The sequence below is a fragment of the Paenarthrobacter sp. NPDC089714 genome (assembly GCF_044748905.1).
Lineage (GTDB): Bacteria > Actinomycetota > Actinomycetes > Actinomycetales > Micrococcaceae > Arthrobacter.
In genome coordinates this window covers 183,432-199,830 of the sequence record NZ_JBIVGX010000004.1, presented here as the reverse complement: position 1 = coordinate 199,830, position 16,399 = coordinate 183,432, and the positions used below count along the sequence as shown (strand labels likewise).

Annotated in this window: 15 protein-coding genes; 7 read left to right on the top strand and 8 right to left on the bottom strand. The window is 65.5% G+C overall.

Features of this window, described 5'->3' with window-relative positions:
* Window positions 1-24: 24 nt before the first annotated feature.
* The 3 genes from ACIPY3_RS09685 to ACIPY3_RS09675 are packed head-to-tail and all read left to right on the top strand — an operon-like array spanning window position 25 to window position 3,966.
* Complete coding sequence (locus tag ACIPY3_RS09685; protein ID WP_400333160.1) at window positions 25-1,590, top strand: glycoside hydrolase family 32 protein; 1,566 nt, start codon at window positions 25-27, stop codon at window positions 1,588-1,590.
* 13 nt (window positions 1,591-1,603) lie between these two features.
* Window positions 1,604-2,533 (top strand): carbohydrate kinase, encoded by a 930-nt coding sequence (locus tag ACIPY3_RS09680; protein ID WP_400333159.1) that lies wholly within the window; start codon window positions 1,604-1,606, stop codon window positions 2,531-2,533.
* Between the two features lie 41 nt (window positions 2,534-2,574).
* Window positions 2,575-3,966 (top strand): right-handed parallel beta-helix repeat-containing protein, encoded by a 1,392-nt coding sequence (locus ACIPY3_RS09675; protein ID WP_400333158.1) that lies wholly within the window; start codon window positions 2,575-2,577, stop codon window positions 3,964-3,966.
* Here the strand turns inward: ACIPY3_RS09675 and ACIPY3_RS09670 are convergent.
* The 3 genes from ACIPY3_RS09670 to ACIPY3_RS09660 form a co-directional block, all read right to left on the bottom strand.
* Window positions 3,949-5,829, bottom strand: a complete 1,881-nt coding sequence (locus tag ACIPY3_RS09670; protein ID WP_400333157.1) for an acyltransferase — start codon at window positions 5,827-5,829, stop codon at window positions 3,949-3,951. The genes ACIPY3_RS09675 and ACIPY3_RS09670 overlap by 18 nt on opposite strands.
* A gap of 68 nt (window positions 5,830-5,897) precedes the next feature.
* Entirely contained in the window at window positions 5,898-6,962 is a 1,065-nt protein-coding gene (locus ACIPY3_RS09665; RefSeq protein WP_400333156.1) for a substrate-binding domain-containing protein, read from the bottom strand.
* Window positions 6,963-7,021: 59 nt separating this feature from the next.
* Window positions 7,022-7,483: a phage tail protein gene (locus tag ACIPY3_RS09660; RefSeq protein WP_400333155.1), complete on the bottom strand. Its 462-nt coding sequence runs from the start codon at window positions 7,481-7,483 to the stop codon at window positions 7,022-7,024.
* A gap of 173 nt (window positions 7,484-7,656) precedes the next feature.
* Here ACIPY3_RS09660 and ACIPY3_RS09655 point away from each other — a divergent pair, with 173 nt between their 5' ends.
* Entirely contained in the window at window positions 7,657-8,886 is a 1,230-nt protein-coding gene (locus ACIPY3_RS09655; RefSeq protein ID WP_400333152.1) for an ATP-binding protein, read from the top strand.
* 281 nt (window positions 8,887-9,167) lie between these two features.
* Here ACIPY3_RS09655 and ACIPY3_RS09650 read toward each other — a convergent pair whose 3' ends face one another.
* Window positions 9,168-10,505, bottom strand: a complete 1,338-nt coding sequence (locus ACIPY3_RS09650) for a protein kinase (RefSeq protein ID WP_400333149.1) — start codon at window positions 10,503-10,505, stop codon at window positions 9,168-9,170.
* 199 nt (window positions 10,506-10,704) lie between these two features.
* Between ACIPY3_RS09650 and ACIPY3_RS09645 the strand changes: the two genes are divergently transcribed.
* Both ACIPY3_RS09645 and ACIPY3_RS09640 read left to right on the top strand, forming a co-directional pair.
* A complete protein-coding gene (locus ACIPY3_RS09645) occupies window positions 10,705-11,220 on the top strand; it encodes an amidohydrolase family protein (protein WP_400333146.1) in 516 nt (171 codons plus the stop codon).
* Between the two features lie 100 nt (window positions 11,221-11,320).
* A complete protein-coding gene (locus tag ACIPY3_RS09640) occupies window positions 11,321-11,914 on the top strand; it encodes a histidine phosphatase family protein (RefSeq protein ID WP_400333143.1) in 594 nt (197 codons plus the stop codon).
* Between the two features lie 18 nt (window positions 11,915-11,932).
* Here ACIPY3_RS09640 and ACIPY3_RS09635 read toward each other — a convergent pair whose 3' ends face one another.
* From ACIPY3_RS09635 to ACIPY3_RS09625, 3 genes are all read right to left on the bottom strand, one after another.
* A complete protein-coding gene (locus ACIPY3_RS09635) occupies window positions 11,933-12,217 on the bottom strand; it encodes a hypothetical protein (protein WP_400333141.1) in 285 nt (94 codons plus the stop codon).
* A 168-nt stretch (window positions 12,218-12,385) separates the two neighbouring features.
* Window positions 12,386-12,616: a DUF6458 family protein gene (locus ACIPY3_RS09630; RefSeq protein ID WP_400333138.1), complete on the bottom strand. Its 231-nt coding sequence runs from the start codon at window positions 12,614-12,616 to the stop codon at window positions 12,386-12,388.
* Window positions 12,617-12,934: 318 nt separating this feature from the next.
* Entirely contained in the window at window positions 12,935-13,888 is a 954-nt protein-coding gene (locus tag ACIPY3_RS09625; RefSeq protein WP_400333136.1) for an SDR family oxidoreductase, read from the bottom strand.
* Window positions 13,889-14,020: 132 nt separating this feature from the next.
* On the opposite strand from ACIPY3_RS09625, the gene ACIPY3_RS09620 reads away from it, so the two are divergent.
* Window positions 14,021-15,895: a glycoside hydrolase family 15 protein gene (locus ACIPY3_RS09620; RefSeq protein WP_400333133.1), complete on the top strand. Its 1,875-nt coding sequence runs from the start codon at window positions 14,021-14,023 to the stop codon at window positions 15,893-15,895.
* A gap of 266 nt (window positions 15,896-16,161) precedes the next feature.
* On the opposite strand, the gene ACIPY3_RS09615 is transcribed toward ACIPY3_RS09620, so the two are convergent.
* Window positions 16,162-16,368, bottom strand: coding sequence for a hypothetical protein (locus ACIPY3_RS09615; protein WP_400333130.1), 207 nt, complete (start codon window positions 16,366-16,368; stop codon window positions 16,162-16,164).
* Between the last annotated feature and the right edge of the window lie 31 nt (window positions 16,369-16,399).

The following is a 16,399-nucleotide window of genomic DNA, read 5'->3' as shown; positions in this document are numbered from 1 at the left end:
ACCGTCCCAAAAGGAACGCACACCATGTCCAGTAGCCTTGATGCCGTACGCCCGGAAACAGCCCCGGCGGCCACTCCCTGGTTCCGGCCCGCCATCCATTTCACGGCGGCGGATACCTGGCTCAACGATCCCAATGGCCTGGTTTTTCACAACGGCCTCTACCACCTCTTCTTCCAGAACAACCCCTACGGAAATGTCTGGGGCAACATGTCCTGGGGCCATGCCACCTCGCCCGATCTGCTGCACTGGACCGAACACCCTGTGGCCATTGCCTGCGACTCCACGGAAGATATCTTCTCCGGCAGCGTAATAGTGGACCACGGCAACACCTCGGGTTTCGGCTCGGCTGCAGCGCCGGCCCTGGTGGCGGTCTACACGAGCGCCTTCAAGGACACCTCGGCGCACAGCGGCACCCAGGCCCAGTCGCTCGCATACAGCACGGACGGGGGAATGACGTGGCGCAAGTACAGCGGCAATCCTGTCCTGACCCGTCACTCGGCGCACTTCCGCGACCCCAAAGTCTTCCTCTACGAAGGCGACGCCGGCACGTATTGGGTGATGGCCGCCGTCGAGGCCCAGCAGCAAAAAGTCGTGTTCTACCGCTCGGAGGACCTCAAGTCCTGGGACTTCCTCAGTGACTTCGGACCGGCCAACGCCGACGAAGGCGAATGGGAATGCCCCGACCTCTTTCCCTTGGAAGTTGACGGTGATCCGGACAACGTCAAATGGGTGTTGATCGTCAACGTCAATCCCGGCGCGGTGGCGGGAGGCTCCGGTGGGCAGTACTTCGTGGGAGCTTTCGACGGCGTGAGCTTCGTTGCGGACGCCGATTCGCTGGTGGCGCCTTCCGGGGTCTCGACCGTCGCCAACGCCAGCGGGCGGGCAGAGGCCCTGCAGCAAAGCCTGTGGCTGGACTGGGGACGTGACTGCTACGCGTCTGTCTCCTTCAGCAACGCGCCGGACGGCCGCCGGATCATCATCGGGTGGATGAACAACTGGGACTACGCCAACCACCTGCCAACCTCCCCGTGGCGTTCCTCCATGACCTTGGCCCGGGAACTGCGGCTCTCGGGCGTCGGCGGCGTCCCGCGCCTGGTCCAACAGCCCGTGTTGCCCGCGTTCAAGGACCGCGGGCTCCCTTGGACCGAGGGTCCCTTGGAACTGGCGGATTCATCACTCAAACTGCCGGACGCCCTACCAGGCCGCGCCCAAGTGATCGAGGCCGAGATACTCCTCGGAACCGCGGAACGCCTTGGACTCACGCTCCTGGAGAGCAGCGACCGCTCCCTCGGCACGGTGCTGCGCTACGACACGGCCACTGCCCGGCTCACGCTTGACCGCACGCAATCAGGCGACACCGGATTCCACGCGAAATTCGCCTCCGTGGAATCAGTTCCAGTGGCTCCCGTGGATGGCGTGCTGAAGCTCCTCGTGGTGATGGACCACGCTTCCGTGGAAGTCTTCGCCCAGGATGGAACCGCCGTCCTGACGGACCTTGTCTTCCCCCACCCCGGACAAACCGGGAACCGGCTGGTGGTGGAGGGCGGCACGGCAACGGTCCTGAAGCTCACCGTCTCGGCACTCGCCTAAAGGAGAAACCGCAATGCACACCATCCAGCAGACACCGGACGTGGTTGTTGTTGGCGAGGCGCTCATGGACATCGTCGTCTCGCCGCAGGGCTCCGTGGAACACCCGGGCGGCTCGCCCGCCAACGTCGCCTACGGGTTGGCGCGTTTGGGGGTACCGACCGGCCTGCTCACCTCCCTGGGCGAGGACCACTACGCCGCCGCGATCGAGCAACACCTCCATGGCGCCGGCGTCAACCTCCTCTCCGGTTCCAAGCGACCGGGCAAGACCGCGACGGCGACCGCCACCCTGGCGCCCGACGGTTCGGCACTCTATGACTTCGACATCGCCTGGGACCTGCCCCTGGCGGCTCCAACCGGCCTTCCCAAAATCCTGCATACCGGCTCGATCGCGGCTTTCCTTGAGCCGGGCGCCACAAAGGTCAAGGAGCTGCTCCTGCACGCGCACAAGCGCTGCGTCATCACCTTCGACCCAAACATCCGCCCCGCCTTGCTGGGCAGCCAGGCGGAGGCCAGAATCAGCTTTGAAGATCTCATCCCTTTCACGGACGTCGTCAAACTCAGCGATGAAGACGCACTATGGCTCTATCCAGGCCTCTCGCTGGAAGACGTGCTCCAGCGGATCCTTGAATGCGGTGCGGGCCTGGTGGTTGTCACCAGAGGATCGGAGGGCTCCGTGCTGTCGACGCGAGAGGCAACAATCGTTGTTCCGTCAGTGAGGTCGGCCGTGGCAGACACCATCGGGGCCGGCGACTCCTATATGTCCGCGCTGGTTTACGGGCTCCTTCAGCATGGCGGGGCAGGTTTGACGCCAACAGCACTCGAATCCTTGGGGCACATGGCAACCAAGGCGGCGGCAATCACCGTACGCAGGCAGGGTGCCAACCCGCCGACGTTGGAGGAACTGCAGGGAGAACTTCCGCAGTTCCAAACAGCCACCCAGTAGCTCCCACCAACTCCCGCACCACCACACAGAGGGAACAAGCCATGACCAGCAACAACTACTACGACGTCACCACCTGGCCCGTCGGCAACCCGGCCGAGGACATTGGCGAAGTCATCAACAGCATCATCGCCGACATCAAAGAACGGCAAACGGACAGCGACGTGAACGACGGCGGCAAGCCGGGTGGCGTTATCTACTTGCCGCCGGGGGACTACCGCCTGCGGACCCAGGTGCTGATCGACATCAGCTTCCTGAAAATCCAAGGCTCGGGGCATGGCTTCACGTCGTCGAGCATCCGGTACAACGTGCCGCAGGAAGAATGGCCCGGCTTGCACGAGCTCTGGCCCGGCGGGAGCCGGATCCTGGTTGACCTTTCCGTCGGCTCCGACGCCGGGCAAGCCGAGGGAGCAGCCTTCCTCATCAAAAGGGAGGGCAGCCCGCGCGTCAGCTCCGTGGAGTTCACCAACTTCTGCATCGATGGCCTGCACTTCACCGCGGATGGCTCCCAACTGCCAGCCGAAAACACGTACTCCAACGGCAGGACCGGCGTTTTCGTGGCCAGTGCCAATGACTCCTTCCGTTTCAACGGAATGGGTTTCATCTACCTTGAGAACGCCCTGACCATCCACAACGCAGATGCCCTGTCCATCCACGACAACTTCATCGCAGAATGCGGCAGCTGCATCGAACTGCGTGGCTGGGGACAGGCCTCGAAGATCACCGACAATCTGATCGGGGCAGGTTTCAAGGGCCATTCGATCTTTGCCGAGAACCACGGCGGACTCCTGGTTACAGCCAACAACGTCTTTCCACGCGGTGCCAGCAGCATCCACTTGGAAGGCGTCACCCGCTCCAATATCTCCAACAACCGGTTGCACTCGTTTTATCCGGGAATGGTGGTCCTGGGATCGAACAGTTCCGAAAACCTTGTTGCCACCAACCATTTCCTCCGCGACCATGAGCCGTGGGCGCCCTTTTTCGGGATCGACAACGGCCTTGACGACATGCACGGACTTCTCAGCGTGGACGGAAGCGACAACACACTCGTTTCAAACCACTTCTCGCTGGTCATCGGGTCGGACAGCATCAAGCCGCAGGGCGCAACGCCCGTGGCCATTCGGTTGAAGGAGGGAAGCGGCAACTTCGTCTCCACCAACCACGTGGTGGCGAAGGATGTCCATGCCACCTCGAGTGAATCCTGCTTCGAAGCCCAGGTGGACGCCTTGTTGGCAGCCCGGGGCACCAACAGCCTGGACGTCACCACCGTCATGGTGGATCCCGCGTCCACACGCAACACCATCCTGGATTCCGGTACCGATGCGCAGGTGGTCGTGGACAGGGCAAGCAATGCCCTCAGGGCAACTCCCGGCATTGGCTTCCTGGCCGGGCCGGTTTCTTCCCAGATGGGCGAGGTGTCACAGCCGCGGCAGTGAAAACGCCGGCTCTGGCCTGTGCACGCCACGTGGTCGGTAGCCCAGCGCCTCGGCATGGCCGGCCATGTCAGCGAGGTACCAGATGATGGCCAGCCACATCTCGGTGCCCTGCAATGTCGGCAAGTGCTGCACGCCGCTCTCCGGCGAAGCGCTGAAGGACATGCCCTCGCCGGGGTGCCACCAGGTGATCGCCTGCTCCAGTTGGCGCGTGGCCCACGCTTTCCCGTCGCCGGCACGGTACGTGGTTTGCTTCGAGGCCAGCCACAGCGGATGGACCACGTCCAGCACGTTGCAGGCATTCTGGCTGCCTGCGGCGAAGTACCGTGGATCGGCTCCGTGTTCCAGGACCGTGTCCACGAGGTTCTCCACGTGCGGAACAGGGAGGCCAAACTGGGCGAACGTGCCTCTGGTGAGCCGGTAGTAGCCGTTCACCACTTTGAGGCGGGTGTCATGTGCCGGCGTTCCCCAGGTTCCACTGGCTGGATTCACCCGGGCCAGCAGCCAGCCGAACAAGGCCTCCACGGACCCGGCGCTGTGGGGGTTGACCCCGCTGAGCGAGTCCAGTCGGCTGGATCCGGTGGCCGCGGCAGCCAGGCGGTGCTGCCGGGCAAGGTTCCAGTAAGCCGCTGTTCCCCACGCATCCACCCATGCCCCGGACTCCCACGCTTCCTTGCGCCACGGCAGGGCCTCCAGTGCCGACACCAACTCAGCGGCGCCCGTGTTCGCGACGGCGTGGATGGGGTGCGAGAAACCGCTGCCCAGAAGGTCCAAGGCGTAGCCGACGGACAGCACGTGATAAGTGGCCGGGCCCTTTCCGAACTCAAGGGAGGCGTCCGGTTGTGTCCCGAATTCGGGAACCAGCCCTGTCACCGGATCCTGCAGCCCGGCCAGTCGACGGGCCTGTTCGGAAGCCGGCAGTTGTGGGGGCGCTGAGCCGAGCAGCAAGTCCGCGATCTCCACGGCATCGCACTGGGCGCGTACCGTACGGGCAGCACCCGGCCGGTCAACGAAATACCCGTCGTCCTCGCCTACCCAGCACCGGGCCAGCACGTCCGTCGCCTGGGCGCGTGCCGCGTCAGCGAACGCTGCGAGCCTGGACCGGAGGCCGCCGTCGTTGGCGCTGCCGGGTACCAAACCAGCCTCCGGACCTGCGACGACAGAGACCAAACCAGCCTCCGGACCCGCAACGACAGAGACCAAACCAGCGTCCCGACCCGCGATGACCGGTACCAAACCATCGTCCGGACCCGCAACGGCAGGGACCAAACCAGCCTCCGGACGCGTGCTCGCAGAGGAACCTGCCACACCATCCCGCCGGTCCCGCAGCTGCCGGGCCGGATTCCCGCCCACCACGGACCACTCCGGCACGTCCTTGGTCACCACGGCCCCTGCTGCGAGGACTGCGTGCGATCCCACGGTGACGCCGTCCAGCACCACCACGTTGGAACCGATCCAGACGTCGTCCCCGATCACGATGCCCCTGCTGCTGAGCGGCTGCCTGAAGACTGATTGGGCCGGGTCCATGGAGTGGTTGAAGCCAAGGATGGAGGTATGCGCGCCGATCCGCACGGCATCGCCCATGGTCACGGCACCCCGCACCACCGTGAAGGCGTTGATGGTGCAGTTCTCCCCCATGGACACCTCGCCCGTGACGTAGGCGTGGGCGGCAACATACGAATCCGGGCCGATGACGAACGTCTCCGCGTCTACATTGGCAAGCGGGGACAGGAATGCACGCTCCCCGATGGTCACGCCGTCGCGTTGGGCCAAGGCCTTCTGGTGCTCGATTTGTGCTTGGTGTTCCTCCGCTGAGGCGTTGTTCCAGAAGGTCCAGGGCGAGTAGTCGTAACTGAGCGCATGCATCCCCTCATTGTTGGTGGACGCCCAGGAAGGGTCAACGAACCAGTGCGCAATCGATCATTATCGGTCACCTAGATGTACCTGGTGGTGGAATTCCGCACGGCCAGTCCCGGCAGCAGGGACAAGTGCTGGACGGGCAACTCACCGCCGTCGGCGAGGCTCTGCACCCGCGACTGGAGGAGGCGCATCGCCGCGGCGCCCACCGCCTGCTTGGGAGGTGCGACGGCGGTCAACGGCACCATGGAAAACGCGGCCACTTCGTCGTCGTACGCCACGATGGAGAGGTCTTCGGGGACCCGGAGTCCGCGGGCAGTAGCCAGTTCCACCAAGCGGGAAGCGTGGGCGTCCACGTGCACAATGGCGGCACGGGTTCCCGCGGCAAGGCAGTCGTCGAGGAACAGGTTGAGGACCACATCCGCACCAGCCGGGTCCCTGCCAAGGTCCGGCAGCGCGCGGAAGGGTGCATCGCCGTCGAGCCCCAGCGCCTCCACGGTGTCCCGGTATCCGGACGTGAGGAAGGCCGCCGTCGGGGTTTCCTTGCGGAGGGCGAGGCCGATTGACCGGTGACCCAAGGCGGCGAGGTGGCGGACTGCCACCACGCCACCGTAGGCATGATCGGTGCGGACGGTGTCGTATTCACGGGCCGTCTGGGGGTAGGTGATGGACCGTTCCATGAGGACCACCGGAACCTCCAGCGAGTCCAACCACGCTCCGGTGTCCGTGGCTGTGGGTTCGTAGGTGCTGGTGGCCACCACGACGCCGCGGACGCCCAGGCCCACCAGGCGCCGCACCCGCTCCTGCTCGGTTTCCCGGTCATAGTGGGTGACGCCGAGCACCAGCCGCGTGCCCAGTTGGGCTGCGACGCTCTCCGCGCCGGCAATCACCTTGGCGTAGTAATAGTCCGACGTCGGTACCACCAGCCCGGTGATGGAACCATCCGCCGGGGTGGCCAAGCGGCCCGGCAAGGTTGCCCCGCCGTGGACACGGACCAACAATCCGGCGGCGGCGAGGTTGTTGATGGCACGCCTGGCCGTGATCTCGGAGATGCCCAGCTCCCTGGCGAGGGCAGTGGTGACCACGCGGCCATCGCGCCGGGCGAGGGTGAGGATGCGCTGGTCGCGTTCGGCAGCAAGCATGGGGCGATCATAACTGATCGAATATGACCGTTTGAATGGCGGGGGCTAGGCAGCGTGGGCTAGTACTCGCCCTTGATCACGAAGAACGAGCCACGGATTTCGCCGGCCAGCTTGGACTTCTGCCGTGCGAACTTGAAGTTGGCAGCCAGTTCTTCCGGCACCTCCATGCCCTGGGAGAGCTTGAAGCCGACGGCCCGCTTGGAACCTTCTTCGAGGCCGTAGAGCACGTTGATGGACAGCCCGGATTCGTAGAACACATAGGTCCAGCGGGTGCCCTCCACCTCGAACGAGGTCACTTCCAACGGCCGCGACTGGATCACGAGGTCCCGCTCCTTGAGCACCCGGTTCACGTAGTCAACGATCTCCGGCGACTCCTCGGCAGGCACCACGGTAAAGACGTGGTCGTACTTGTTCTTGAAGTACCGTGCTTCGTTTGCCCTCAGTCCTGCCAAGGCGTCTACTACGGGAGATGATTCCAGCCCGACGGTGGAAACGTCCTGGAAGTCTACGGTGTACGGCATGTGTCCTCCTGGGTTGTGAATTTTCTGTGTTGGCTTCACCCTACGTCCGCTGCCCACGGGCCGGCTTCTTGAATCCTGCTCGGGTTTTGCGCCCGACGACGTGACAGGAGGGCGCTCCCGCCGACGGGTATCATCAGCAAGGAATCCTAGAGAAGCTTGGGGGACAGACGTAGATGGCGCATGGACAGGGACAGCTCGCATTCACGGACGAGGTCAGCCGGGACCTGACCTTGCGTGAATATGGCCTCGACCCGTCATTGGATTCACCCCTTCTTCCCAACGCGGCCGTACTCAGCGCGCTGCAGAACCTCGTCCGGCTCGCCACGGAACTGTGCGGCGCCCCATTCGGCGTGGTCAACATCATCAGCGCCGAGTACCAGCACCAGGTGGGTGCGTGGGGCGTGGACCCGGGCGTCTGCTCCCGCGAGGATTCCATGTGCGCCAAGGTCTTCCTCTCGCGCGAAAAAACGGTGGTTCCGGACGCCAGCCTGGACCCCCGCTTCGCGGACAGTCCCTTTGTCACAGGCGAGATCGGCAACGTCCGCTTCTACGCGTCCGTTCCTCTCCAAACCGACTCAGGCTTCGTCCCCGGCACGCTCTGTGTCTTCTCCGACAAGCCCCAGGAGCTTCGACCTGAACAAGTGGGCATGCTCGAGGTCCTGGCCCGCCAAGTGGTGGAACTGCTCGAACTCCAGCACCGGACCGCCCAACTGGACCGCACGTACGCCGAGTTGCGGGACAGCAACGCCAAGCTCGCCGGTTTCGCGGGCCGGGTCAGCCACGACCTCCGGATTCCGCTGACCACCATCCTGGGGTACGTGGAACTCGTGGAGGACGATCCCGATGTCCAGACCGGCACCAGCACGGCCAAGTACCTGGACAAGATCGGCGCAAGCGGCCGCCGGATGCTCGCGATGCTGGAGGACGTGCTGAGCTACTCCCGCGTCGGCGGGGGCATCCAGCCGTCATACTCCTCGCTCAGGGAGGTGGCCGGTGAGGTTTCGCGGGACCTCGGAATCGACGACGACGGCATTCTGGACGTCCAGGACCTGGCCGTTTACGCCGATCGCGGACAACTCCGGACCTTGCTCCAGAACCTGCTGACGAACGCCATGAACTACCGCAGCCCGGAGCGCGAACTCAGCATCAGCATCGGCGGGGTTGCCAATTACCACGGCGCCACGGTCTACGTGGCGGACAACGGCAAGGGCATTGCCCCCGAGGATCGCGCCAAAGTCCTGGAACCGTTGGTGCGGCTCCGGAGGCCGGGCGACGGTTCCGGCTCTGGACTCGGCTTGGCCACGTGCAGCAGCATCGCCAAAGCCCATGGCGGGGACCTCACGCTCTCGGAAACCCCCGGCGGGGGACTCACGGTGGCGGTCAGCTTCCCGGCTGGACTCTAGCGGGACACCGGCGGGTCAACCCACGACGCCGGGCCAACGCCCCAGCGCGCGGCACCGCGGCGACTCAATCCACGACGCCGGGCCAACACTCCGCCGCGCGCGGCACCGCCGCGAGTCAGCCCACGACGACGGGCCAACGCCCCAGCGCGCGGCACCACGGCGACTCAATCCGCGACGGCGGGTCAACGCCCCCCGGGGCGTTGACCCGCGGCGACTCAACCCACGACGGCGACCTCCCGCCGTCGTGCCTTCACAAACTGGCAGTCCGGGCTGCTGCGGGCTTACCGCTGGTTGTCATTGCCCTTGTCCTTGGGCGTCTTTTTGTCGCCTTTGCTGTCGCTCTTGCCGTCACTCTTGACGGTTGCCAGGTCCCTGCCGCTGGCTCCGCCCGTCGGACCGGAAGTAGTGCGCGGAGCCGGGGCTGGCTCCTCCGGCAGGTTGGCGTGGACGGGCTGGACGGGTTCCTGCACGAGCTCGACGTTGGCTGCAGGCACCGCTTCTGCCGGGACGGTGTTGACCGGACCCACGGGAATGCTCGGCTGGCGCTCAGTGACGGAAATGCCCGGATCAGCTGTCCGTGAAGGCTCGGGTGTCCCGGTGACGGCACCTCCCTGAAGGACGAGTGCCAGGGCTACGGGGATCCCGGCGGCGGCTACGGCCACGCCCCCAAGGAGTTTGCGCCTGGACTTCCGGGGCGCCTTTGTCCCGGGAAGGGCACGAGGTGCATGGGTGGGCACCGGCGGAAGGAGGGCCGTCCGGCCGGCCGCAAACCTACGCCGGGGACTGGTCAGGACCGCCTCCACCTCGGCTGCCTTGGGACGCCGCCCGGGGTCCATGTCAGTCATGGCGCGCAGGAGCGTGCGGAGCTTCTCCGGAACACCCAGGGGAACTTCCGGCGCACGGTGGAGCCTTGCGGCGGCGCTTTCCACTGGTGTCCCGGGGTACTCCGCCTTGCCGGTGAGGCATTCCAGCAACACCAATCCGAGCGAGTAGATGTCGCTCGCCGGAGTCAGATGGAGGCCTTGTGCCTGTTCGGGGCTGAGGTATTGGGCTGTTCCCACGGTGAATCCGGTTGCGGTCAGGCGGCTTTCCGACATGACCAGCGCTACGCCGAAGTCGGCCAGTTTCACGGACCGTGCGGTGCCGGAGCCCTCCGAAACCAGGATGTTCGCCGGCTTGATGTCGCGGTGGATCACGCCTTGCCGATGAACCTGCGCCAAGGCACCGGCCAGCCGCGAACCAATGGCCCAGACATCGCTGACCTTCATGGCGCCTTCGGCCAAGGTGGCGCGCAGGTCCCGGCCTTCTGCGAGCTCCATGCCCAGGTAGGCCCGCTCGTCGTTGTTGCGGGCATCTACTCCGGCGTCGAAGGCGCGGACCAGCCCCGGGTGGTCGAAGGCTGCGAGCAGCCTCATCTCCGTCTGCTGGCGCGTCCGGAAGGATTCGTCACCGGAACCGGGCAGGAACAGCTTGACTGCCACGTCCCGCCCGAGCCGCACGTCCTGGGCCCGGTACACGGTGGACATCGCACCACGGCCCAGGACCTGGCCCAACTGGTAACGCCCACCCAGTAATTCTTCACCGGAGCCGGATACCACGGCTTCGTCGTTAGTGCCCACCAATTGCCACGCCCTCCGGGCGCACCTGGGTGCCTTGGACCTGCCAACTGTCCACCGCTACCAGGCAACGCCGTCGATCAAACTTTCACGGTAGCCGCTCGGGCCAACCTTCAGTGGTCAACGCCGTGCGGCTCGAGCAAATCCTGCGTCAGAACAGCATCATCCGGTTTCTCCAGATTGGTAATCAGGATACTTACTAATGCCGGAGGAGGGCAACCTGCCGGACACGCTCCTGCACCTACAGGGCCACTCGCAAGCCATCAACCGCGGCGCGCAGGCTGCCGATCCCGCGATCAGCGACAACTGGTGCGCCAAACTGAACGACCACCGCGTCAAGGAAGGCTTCGCATGGCCGTGGATGACGGAGGCGGGAGCACGGTTGGCGTTTGGTACCGACTCCCCCACGTCACCCCACGCACCGCTGCCCAACATGTACGTCGCCACCACCCGGGCCTCTGCTTTGGACAGTTCGGCGGGCACCAACGTCCCGGAGTTCGCGCTGCCCCTGGCTGAGTCGATCGAGCACGCCACCCGGGATTCCGCGTGGACGTGCGGCGCTGAGCATGAGGTGGGACGGCTGGCGGCCGGACTTTATGCCGACTTCGTCGTCCTGGACACCGACGTCTTCAGTGCCGGGAGCCCCACCGCCCTGCTGGAGGCCAAGGTACTCCGGACCGTAGTAGGCGGGAAGACGGTGTACCAGGAAGGACGCTAAGTCTTGGAGGGCATCAGCCTGCCCTTCCTGATGGGGTTGGCAGCGCTCAAATTGCTCCATGTGGCGCAGGAAACTGCGGCAGACGTGGAGGCAAGGCAAAATGGAAGGCATGACCCTCACAACTTTTGCCCTCGTCCGCCATGGCCAGACCGACTGGAACGCCGAGCGCAGGTTGCAGGGAGCCACAGACATTCCCCTCAACGGGATCGGCCGGCAGCAGGCCCGCGACGCCGTCGACGTCCTGTCCGGCTACGAGTGGGACACGATTGTTTCCTCGCCGCTGAGCCGGGCAGCCGAGACCGCCGACCTGATCGCGGAAGGACTCGGCTTGACGGTGGCACGCCGCGTTCCCGAGCTGATCGAGCGCAGTTTCGGGCCCGCCGAAGGCCTCCAGGCCGGACCTGAACTGGAGGCACTGCGCATCCCCGGAGGCTTCCGCGGTGGCGAGAGTGACCACGACGCCGCAACACGCGGAACGGCGGCCCTCGAAGAGCTGGCCCGCGAGTTCACAGGCCAGCGTGTGCTGGTGGTCAGCCACGGGACGTTGATCCGGCTCACCCTCAACCGCGCCATCGGCCGCACCCTGGACAGCGTCCAGAACGCGGCGCTGAACCTGGCACACCACCACCCGGTGGAGGGTTGGGAGCTTGAGTTCTACAACGGCGAGCGCCTCACCGCAGAGGTTGCCGGCTAGGCGTCCTTCGGCCGGGATTCAGCCTGCCTGCAGGCGGCTGCGGAGCTTATCGGCATAGTCCTCGTAGGCTGCAGCGATCTCCTCAAGATCCACCGTCAGCGGGAAGTCGATCACGGGCTGGTGCTCGGCCATGAAGTTGGCGGTTTCCTCCACCACGGCCTGCTGGTCGAAGCCGTCCAAGCCAATTTCGGCGAGGAAGTCCGGGGTGACCCGCACCACGGATTCACCCGACTGCCCCTCGGCGGCCCAGCGCACTGCGTATTCGTCCTGGTTCACACGTTCAATGTCGAAAGACTTCTCCATAGGAGCAGCCTACGCGGTCAAAAGAGCACGACGGCGGGGCTGCCGCCGTCGTGCTTATCGCTTTCGTCAGTCACTGCCAGGCCCCAAGTGACGGCGCACCCCGACCGCAACACCCGGCATGACCGCTATCTCCGCGGCGGCTGCCGCCGCTGACCGGCTGGCACGACGTCAGACTTCGGGGCGCCGTTCCACGATGGTGTCCGGGGCGGTGCGCCGCTCCACCACGGTATGGCGGGTCCTGCTGGACATGACGATGGAGATGATGAGGCCCAGGACTCCAACGGCCATCAGGATGTAGCCGATCAGGACTTGGTCGATGAAGGGGATCAGCCCTGGCGTCAGGGCAAAGGCCAGGATCGCTCCGATGGCTATCAGGGCTATGGAAGAACCTATTCTCATGATGTGCTCCTCTGTGTGGCGTTCGGCCCAAGGGGGAACCACTGGCCGACCGGACATGATCAGCCTACTTATCACTTTGTGATGACGCCAGCCTTTGCGCTCCGGCGGGACCGCACCGGTTCACGCCAATCGCACACCTACCCCAGGGTGCGCCGAGCGGGAACGGGTGCGCCGGGCGGAAACTGATGCACGCGCCGTGCGCTCCGGCGGGACCGCACCGGTTCACGCCAATCGCACACCTACCCCAGAGTGCGCAGGGCGGGAACGGGTGCGTCGCCAGCCCGGGACGGGTGCGTGAGGCGGGAACGGGTGCATCCGTCAGCGACCGTATTTCGCGGCGAAGCGGGCGATCGCTTCCTCGGGGGTCGGTACGGTTCCGAAGACTTCGGCTTGGCGTTCGGTTTGGGCAACGTAGCGGCCGGTCTCGAACCATGCGGACATGCTCGCCATATCTCCCACCAGCGGCGCGAATCGGGACGTGACCTTGCCCGCGAACTGGAGTATCGGCGTCGGAATGGACGCGACTTTGATGTCGCGGGTGCCTGGCTCCTTGGCGGTGCCGTCCGGCGACGTCGCCGAATTGTCCGGCGACTTTGCGGTGTGCCTGGACAACATCTTCGCTGCCTCAAGCATGCTTACGGGCCTGGCCCACCCGATGTCGATGCGCTCCCCGTCGGCGGTATCGGCGTCGACTGCCGCGGCGAGGTACTGCGCGAGGTCGCTGGTCAGGACGAAGGTCAGCGGAACGTCCTTCCGGCCGAACCACATAATGCGCCCCTTCTGGAAGGGATCGCCACGCATTCCGACGATCTGGTCGAAGAAGGCCCCCGGCCGCAGCGCGACAAAGGGGACGCCCAGCTCCTGCAACTTGTCCTCGGCGAGTTTCTTGTGCCAGAAGTGCGGAACCTGCGGGGTTTGATCGCTGGTGAGGATGCTGATCAGGACGAACCGGCGGACTCCGGCGTGGTTCGCTGCAACGGCCAGGTTGTTGTTGCCGAAAGTGTCGATCGCCTCGGCGTTCTTGTCATTCCGGGTGTAGCCGGCAGCCGTCGAGATCACGGCATCCACGCCGGTCATCGCCTGGATGAGCGAACCGACGTCGAGCATGTCGCCGCGGGCGATCTCGACTCCCTTGGCCTGAAGCTTGGACGGATCCGACGCGTCGCGCACCAGCGCGCGGACCGGCTTGCCGTGTGTGAGCAACTGATCCACCACCTGGCCACCCAGGTATCCTGTGGCACCAACAACGAGGACGGGTTTTTCTCCAGCCATGGCTCCTCCTGGAATCGATGCTTCCAGAACACGGGAGTGGTGTACAGGTACGGCGGCGCCTTGTACGCAAAGCACAGAAAGTACGGGTAGCGTCGGGCTTAGTCCAGCCTGTCCGAACGCAAAGGAGCTGACATGGCGAGAATCGAGGATTACGCACTCATTGGCGACCTCCACACCGCTGCCCTGGTGGGCCGCAACGGATCCATCGACTGGATGTGCCTCCCCCGGTTCGATTCGCCCGCGTGCTTTGCCGGGCTGCTCGCCGATCCGGAAGCGGGCCGGTGGCTCGTAGCCCCGGCCAACCCCGACCCCGCGAACGGCGGCAACTGCACCCGGAGGCAGTACCGGGAGGACACCCTGGTACTGGAGACGGAATGGGACGTGGAGGGCGGCAGTGTCCGCGTCATCGACTTCATGCCCGTGCGCGACGACGCCGTGGACCTGGTCCGGATCGTCGAAGGGATCAGCGGCGAAGTAGACATGAAGATGGAGCTGGTGCTCCGGTTCGACTACGGCCGGGTGGTGCCCTGGGTACGCAAACACGGCCAAGGGATCAGCGCCGTGGCGGGGCCGGACTCCGCCTACATCACCACGCACGCGCCCTTGGAAGGACGCGACAACCGCACCGTCAGCGAATTCACCGTCAAGGCCGGTCAGCGGGTCCCGTTCGTGCTGCGTTGGGCGCCCAGCCACGAGCCTGAACCGCGGCGCATCGACCCCGCGCGGGCGCTCGCCAACACCACCACCTTCTGGCGCGAGTGGATCGACCGCAGCGAAATCACCGGAACATACAAGGAGCCGGTGGAGCGGTCACTGATCACGCTCAAGGCCCTGACCTACGCCCCCACCGGAGGGATCGTCGCGGCAGCAACAACCTCCTTGCCGGAGCAACTCGGCGGCTCCAGGAACTGGGACTACCGCTACTGCTGGCTGCGGGATGCCACCTTGACACTGCAGTCGTTGCTCGCCGCCGGATACACCGAAGAGGCCTCGGCGTGGCGGGACTGGCTGCTGCGAGCGATCGCCGGAGATCCTGCCGACCTGCAGATTGTGTACGGGCTCGACGGCGCCAGGCGGCTTCCCGAAATGGACCTGCCTTGGTTGGGTGGTTACGAAGGCTCAGCGCCGGTACGCATTGGCAACGCCGCCGCGCCGCAATTGCAGTTGGACGTGTGGGGCGAAGTCCTGGACGGCCTTTCCCTGACACGGGCGGCTTCGCCTGCAGGGACGGTGGACAGTTCGTGGGACATCCAGGTAGCGCTCATGGAATACCTCGAAGGTGCGTGGGACCAGCCCGATAACGGGCTCTGGGAAATGCGCGGACCACGGAGGCATTTCACGCATTCCAAGGTCATGGCCTGGGTGGCCGCGGACCGGATGGTCAAAGCCGTACGCAAGTCGGGGCTGCCGGGTCCTGGAGACCGCTGGGCCGATCTGAGATCCACCATCCATACAGAGGTCATGACCAAGGGTTTCAACGAGGACCTCAACACGTTCGTCCAGTCCTACGGAAGCAAGGAACTGGATGCGAGCCTGCTCCTCATCCCCCGCGTCGGTTTCTTGCCGCACCACCACTCCAGGGTGGTTGGCACAGTGGAAGCCGTCCAGGAACGGCTCACGGAAGACGGGCTGGTCCTCCGCTACCGGACCGAGTCCGGGCACGACGGCCTGCCCGGCGACGAGGGGGTGTTCCTGGCGTGCTCGTTCTGGATGGTGGACGCGTTGCTGGGCATCGGCAAACGGAGCGAGGCGACGTCACTGTTCGAACGGCTCTTGTCTTTGCGGAACGACGTTGGACTGCTCAGCGAGGAATGGGACCCGCGTACTCAACGGCAGCTCGGCAATACGCCCCAGGCCTTCAGCCATTTCCCACTGATCCACTGTGCGTTGCAGCTCCACCACGGGCAGGCCCCCGGGAGTGACACGCCTATCGGGGGCCACGGTGGCGACGCGGAGATGTCCAGGAACGCAGCGCCGACGCCGGGCAAGCAAACGGCGCAGGGCTGAGCAGGCGCCGGGTCGGGTACGGCATACGGGACACGTGAGGTGAGCGCGTGCGTTGTTCGCCTGCCCGCGAGGCCGAGTGGCACCGTGGTGCGGCTGCCCGCGGGGCCGGGTCCCGCCGTCGCGCGTCTACGCTCGGGGCCGAGTGGCACCGTGGTGCGGCTGCCCCGGAGCCGGGTCCCGCCGTCGCGCGTCTACGCTCGGGGCCGAGTGGCACCGTGGTGCGGCTGCCCGCGGGGCCGGGTCCCGCCGTCGTACGTTTGCCGCGGTCAGCTTTCTGTCTTCTGGTCGTCGGGATCCGGAGCCTCGGCTCTTTGCTTGGCCTCCTCCAGGTGCTGGTCCAGTTTCCGCTCGGCCTCGCGCCGGCGCTGGCCGACGGTGCGCATTTGCTGGGTGGTGGGCGAACCGGCGTCGCTATCCTGCCATTGCCGGTCGTCCCCCGAGGCTGAGGGCTTCTCGATGTGGTCTTGGCCCATAGGAAAATCGTCCCATTCATGGCGGCGACGC

Bases quoted from the DNA above. Each gene is read 5' to 3' on its own strand.
- ACIPY3_RS09685 (WP_400333160.1), top strand. From the start codon at position 25: ATGTCCAGTAGCCTTGATGCCGTACGCCCGGAAACAGCCCCGGCGGCC.
- ACIPY3_RS09680 (WP_400333159.1), top strand. From the start codon at position 1,604: ATGCACACCATCCAGCAGACACCGGACGTGGTTGTTGTTGGCGAGGCG.
- ACIPY3_RS09675 (WP_400333158.1), top strand. From the start codon at position 2,575: ATGACCAGCAACAACTACTACGACGTCACCACCTGGCCCGTCGGCAAC.
- ACIPY3_RS09670 (WP_400333157.1), bottom strand. From the start codon at position 5,829: ATGCATGCGCTCAGTTACGACTACTCGCCCTGGACCTTCTGGAACAAC.
- ACIPY3_RS09665 (WP_400333156.1), bottom strand. From the start codon at position 6,962: ATGCTTGCTGCCGAACGCGACCAGCGCATCCTCACCCTCGCCCGGCGC.
- ACIPY3_RS09660 (WP_400333155.1), bottom strand. From the start codon at position 7,483: ATGCCGTACACCGTAGACTTCCAGGACGTTTCCACCGTCGGGCTGGAA.
- ACIPY3_RS09655 (WP_400333152.1), top strand. From the start codon at position 7,657: ATGGCGCATGGACAGGGACAGCTCGCATTCACGGACGAGGTCAGCCGG.
- ACIPY3_RS09645 (WP_400333146.1), top strand. From the start codon at position 10,705: ATGCCGGAGGAGGGCAACCTGCCGGACACGCTCCTGCACCTACAGGGC.
- ACIPY3_RS09640 (WP_400333143.1), top strand. From the start codon at position 11,321: ATGGAAGGCATGACCCTCACAACTTTTGCCCTCGTCCGCCATGGCCAG.
- ACIPY3_RS09635 (WP_400333141.1), bottom strand. From the start codon at position 12,217: ATGGAGAAGTCTTTCGACATTGAACGTGTGAACCAGGACGAATACGCA.
- ACIPY3_RS09630 (WP_400333138.1), bottom strand. From the start codon at position 12,616: ATGAGAATAGGTTCTTCCATAGCCCTGATAGCCATCGGAGCGATCCTG.
- ACIPY3_RS09625 (WP_400333136.1), bottom strand. From the start codon at position 13,888: ATGGCTGGAGAAAAACCCGTCCTCGTTGTTGGTGCCACAGGATACCTG.
- ACIPY3_RS09620 (WP_400333133.1), top strand. From the start codon at position 14,021: ATGGCGAGAATCGAGGATTACGCACTCATTGGCGACCTCCACACCGCT.
- ACIPY3_RS09615 (WP_400333130.1), bottom strand. From the start codon at position 16,368: ATGGGCCAAGACCACATCGAGAAGCCCTCAGCCTCGGGGGACGACCGG.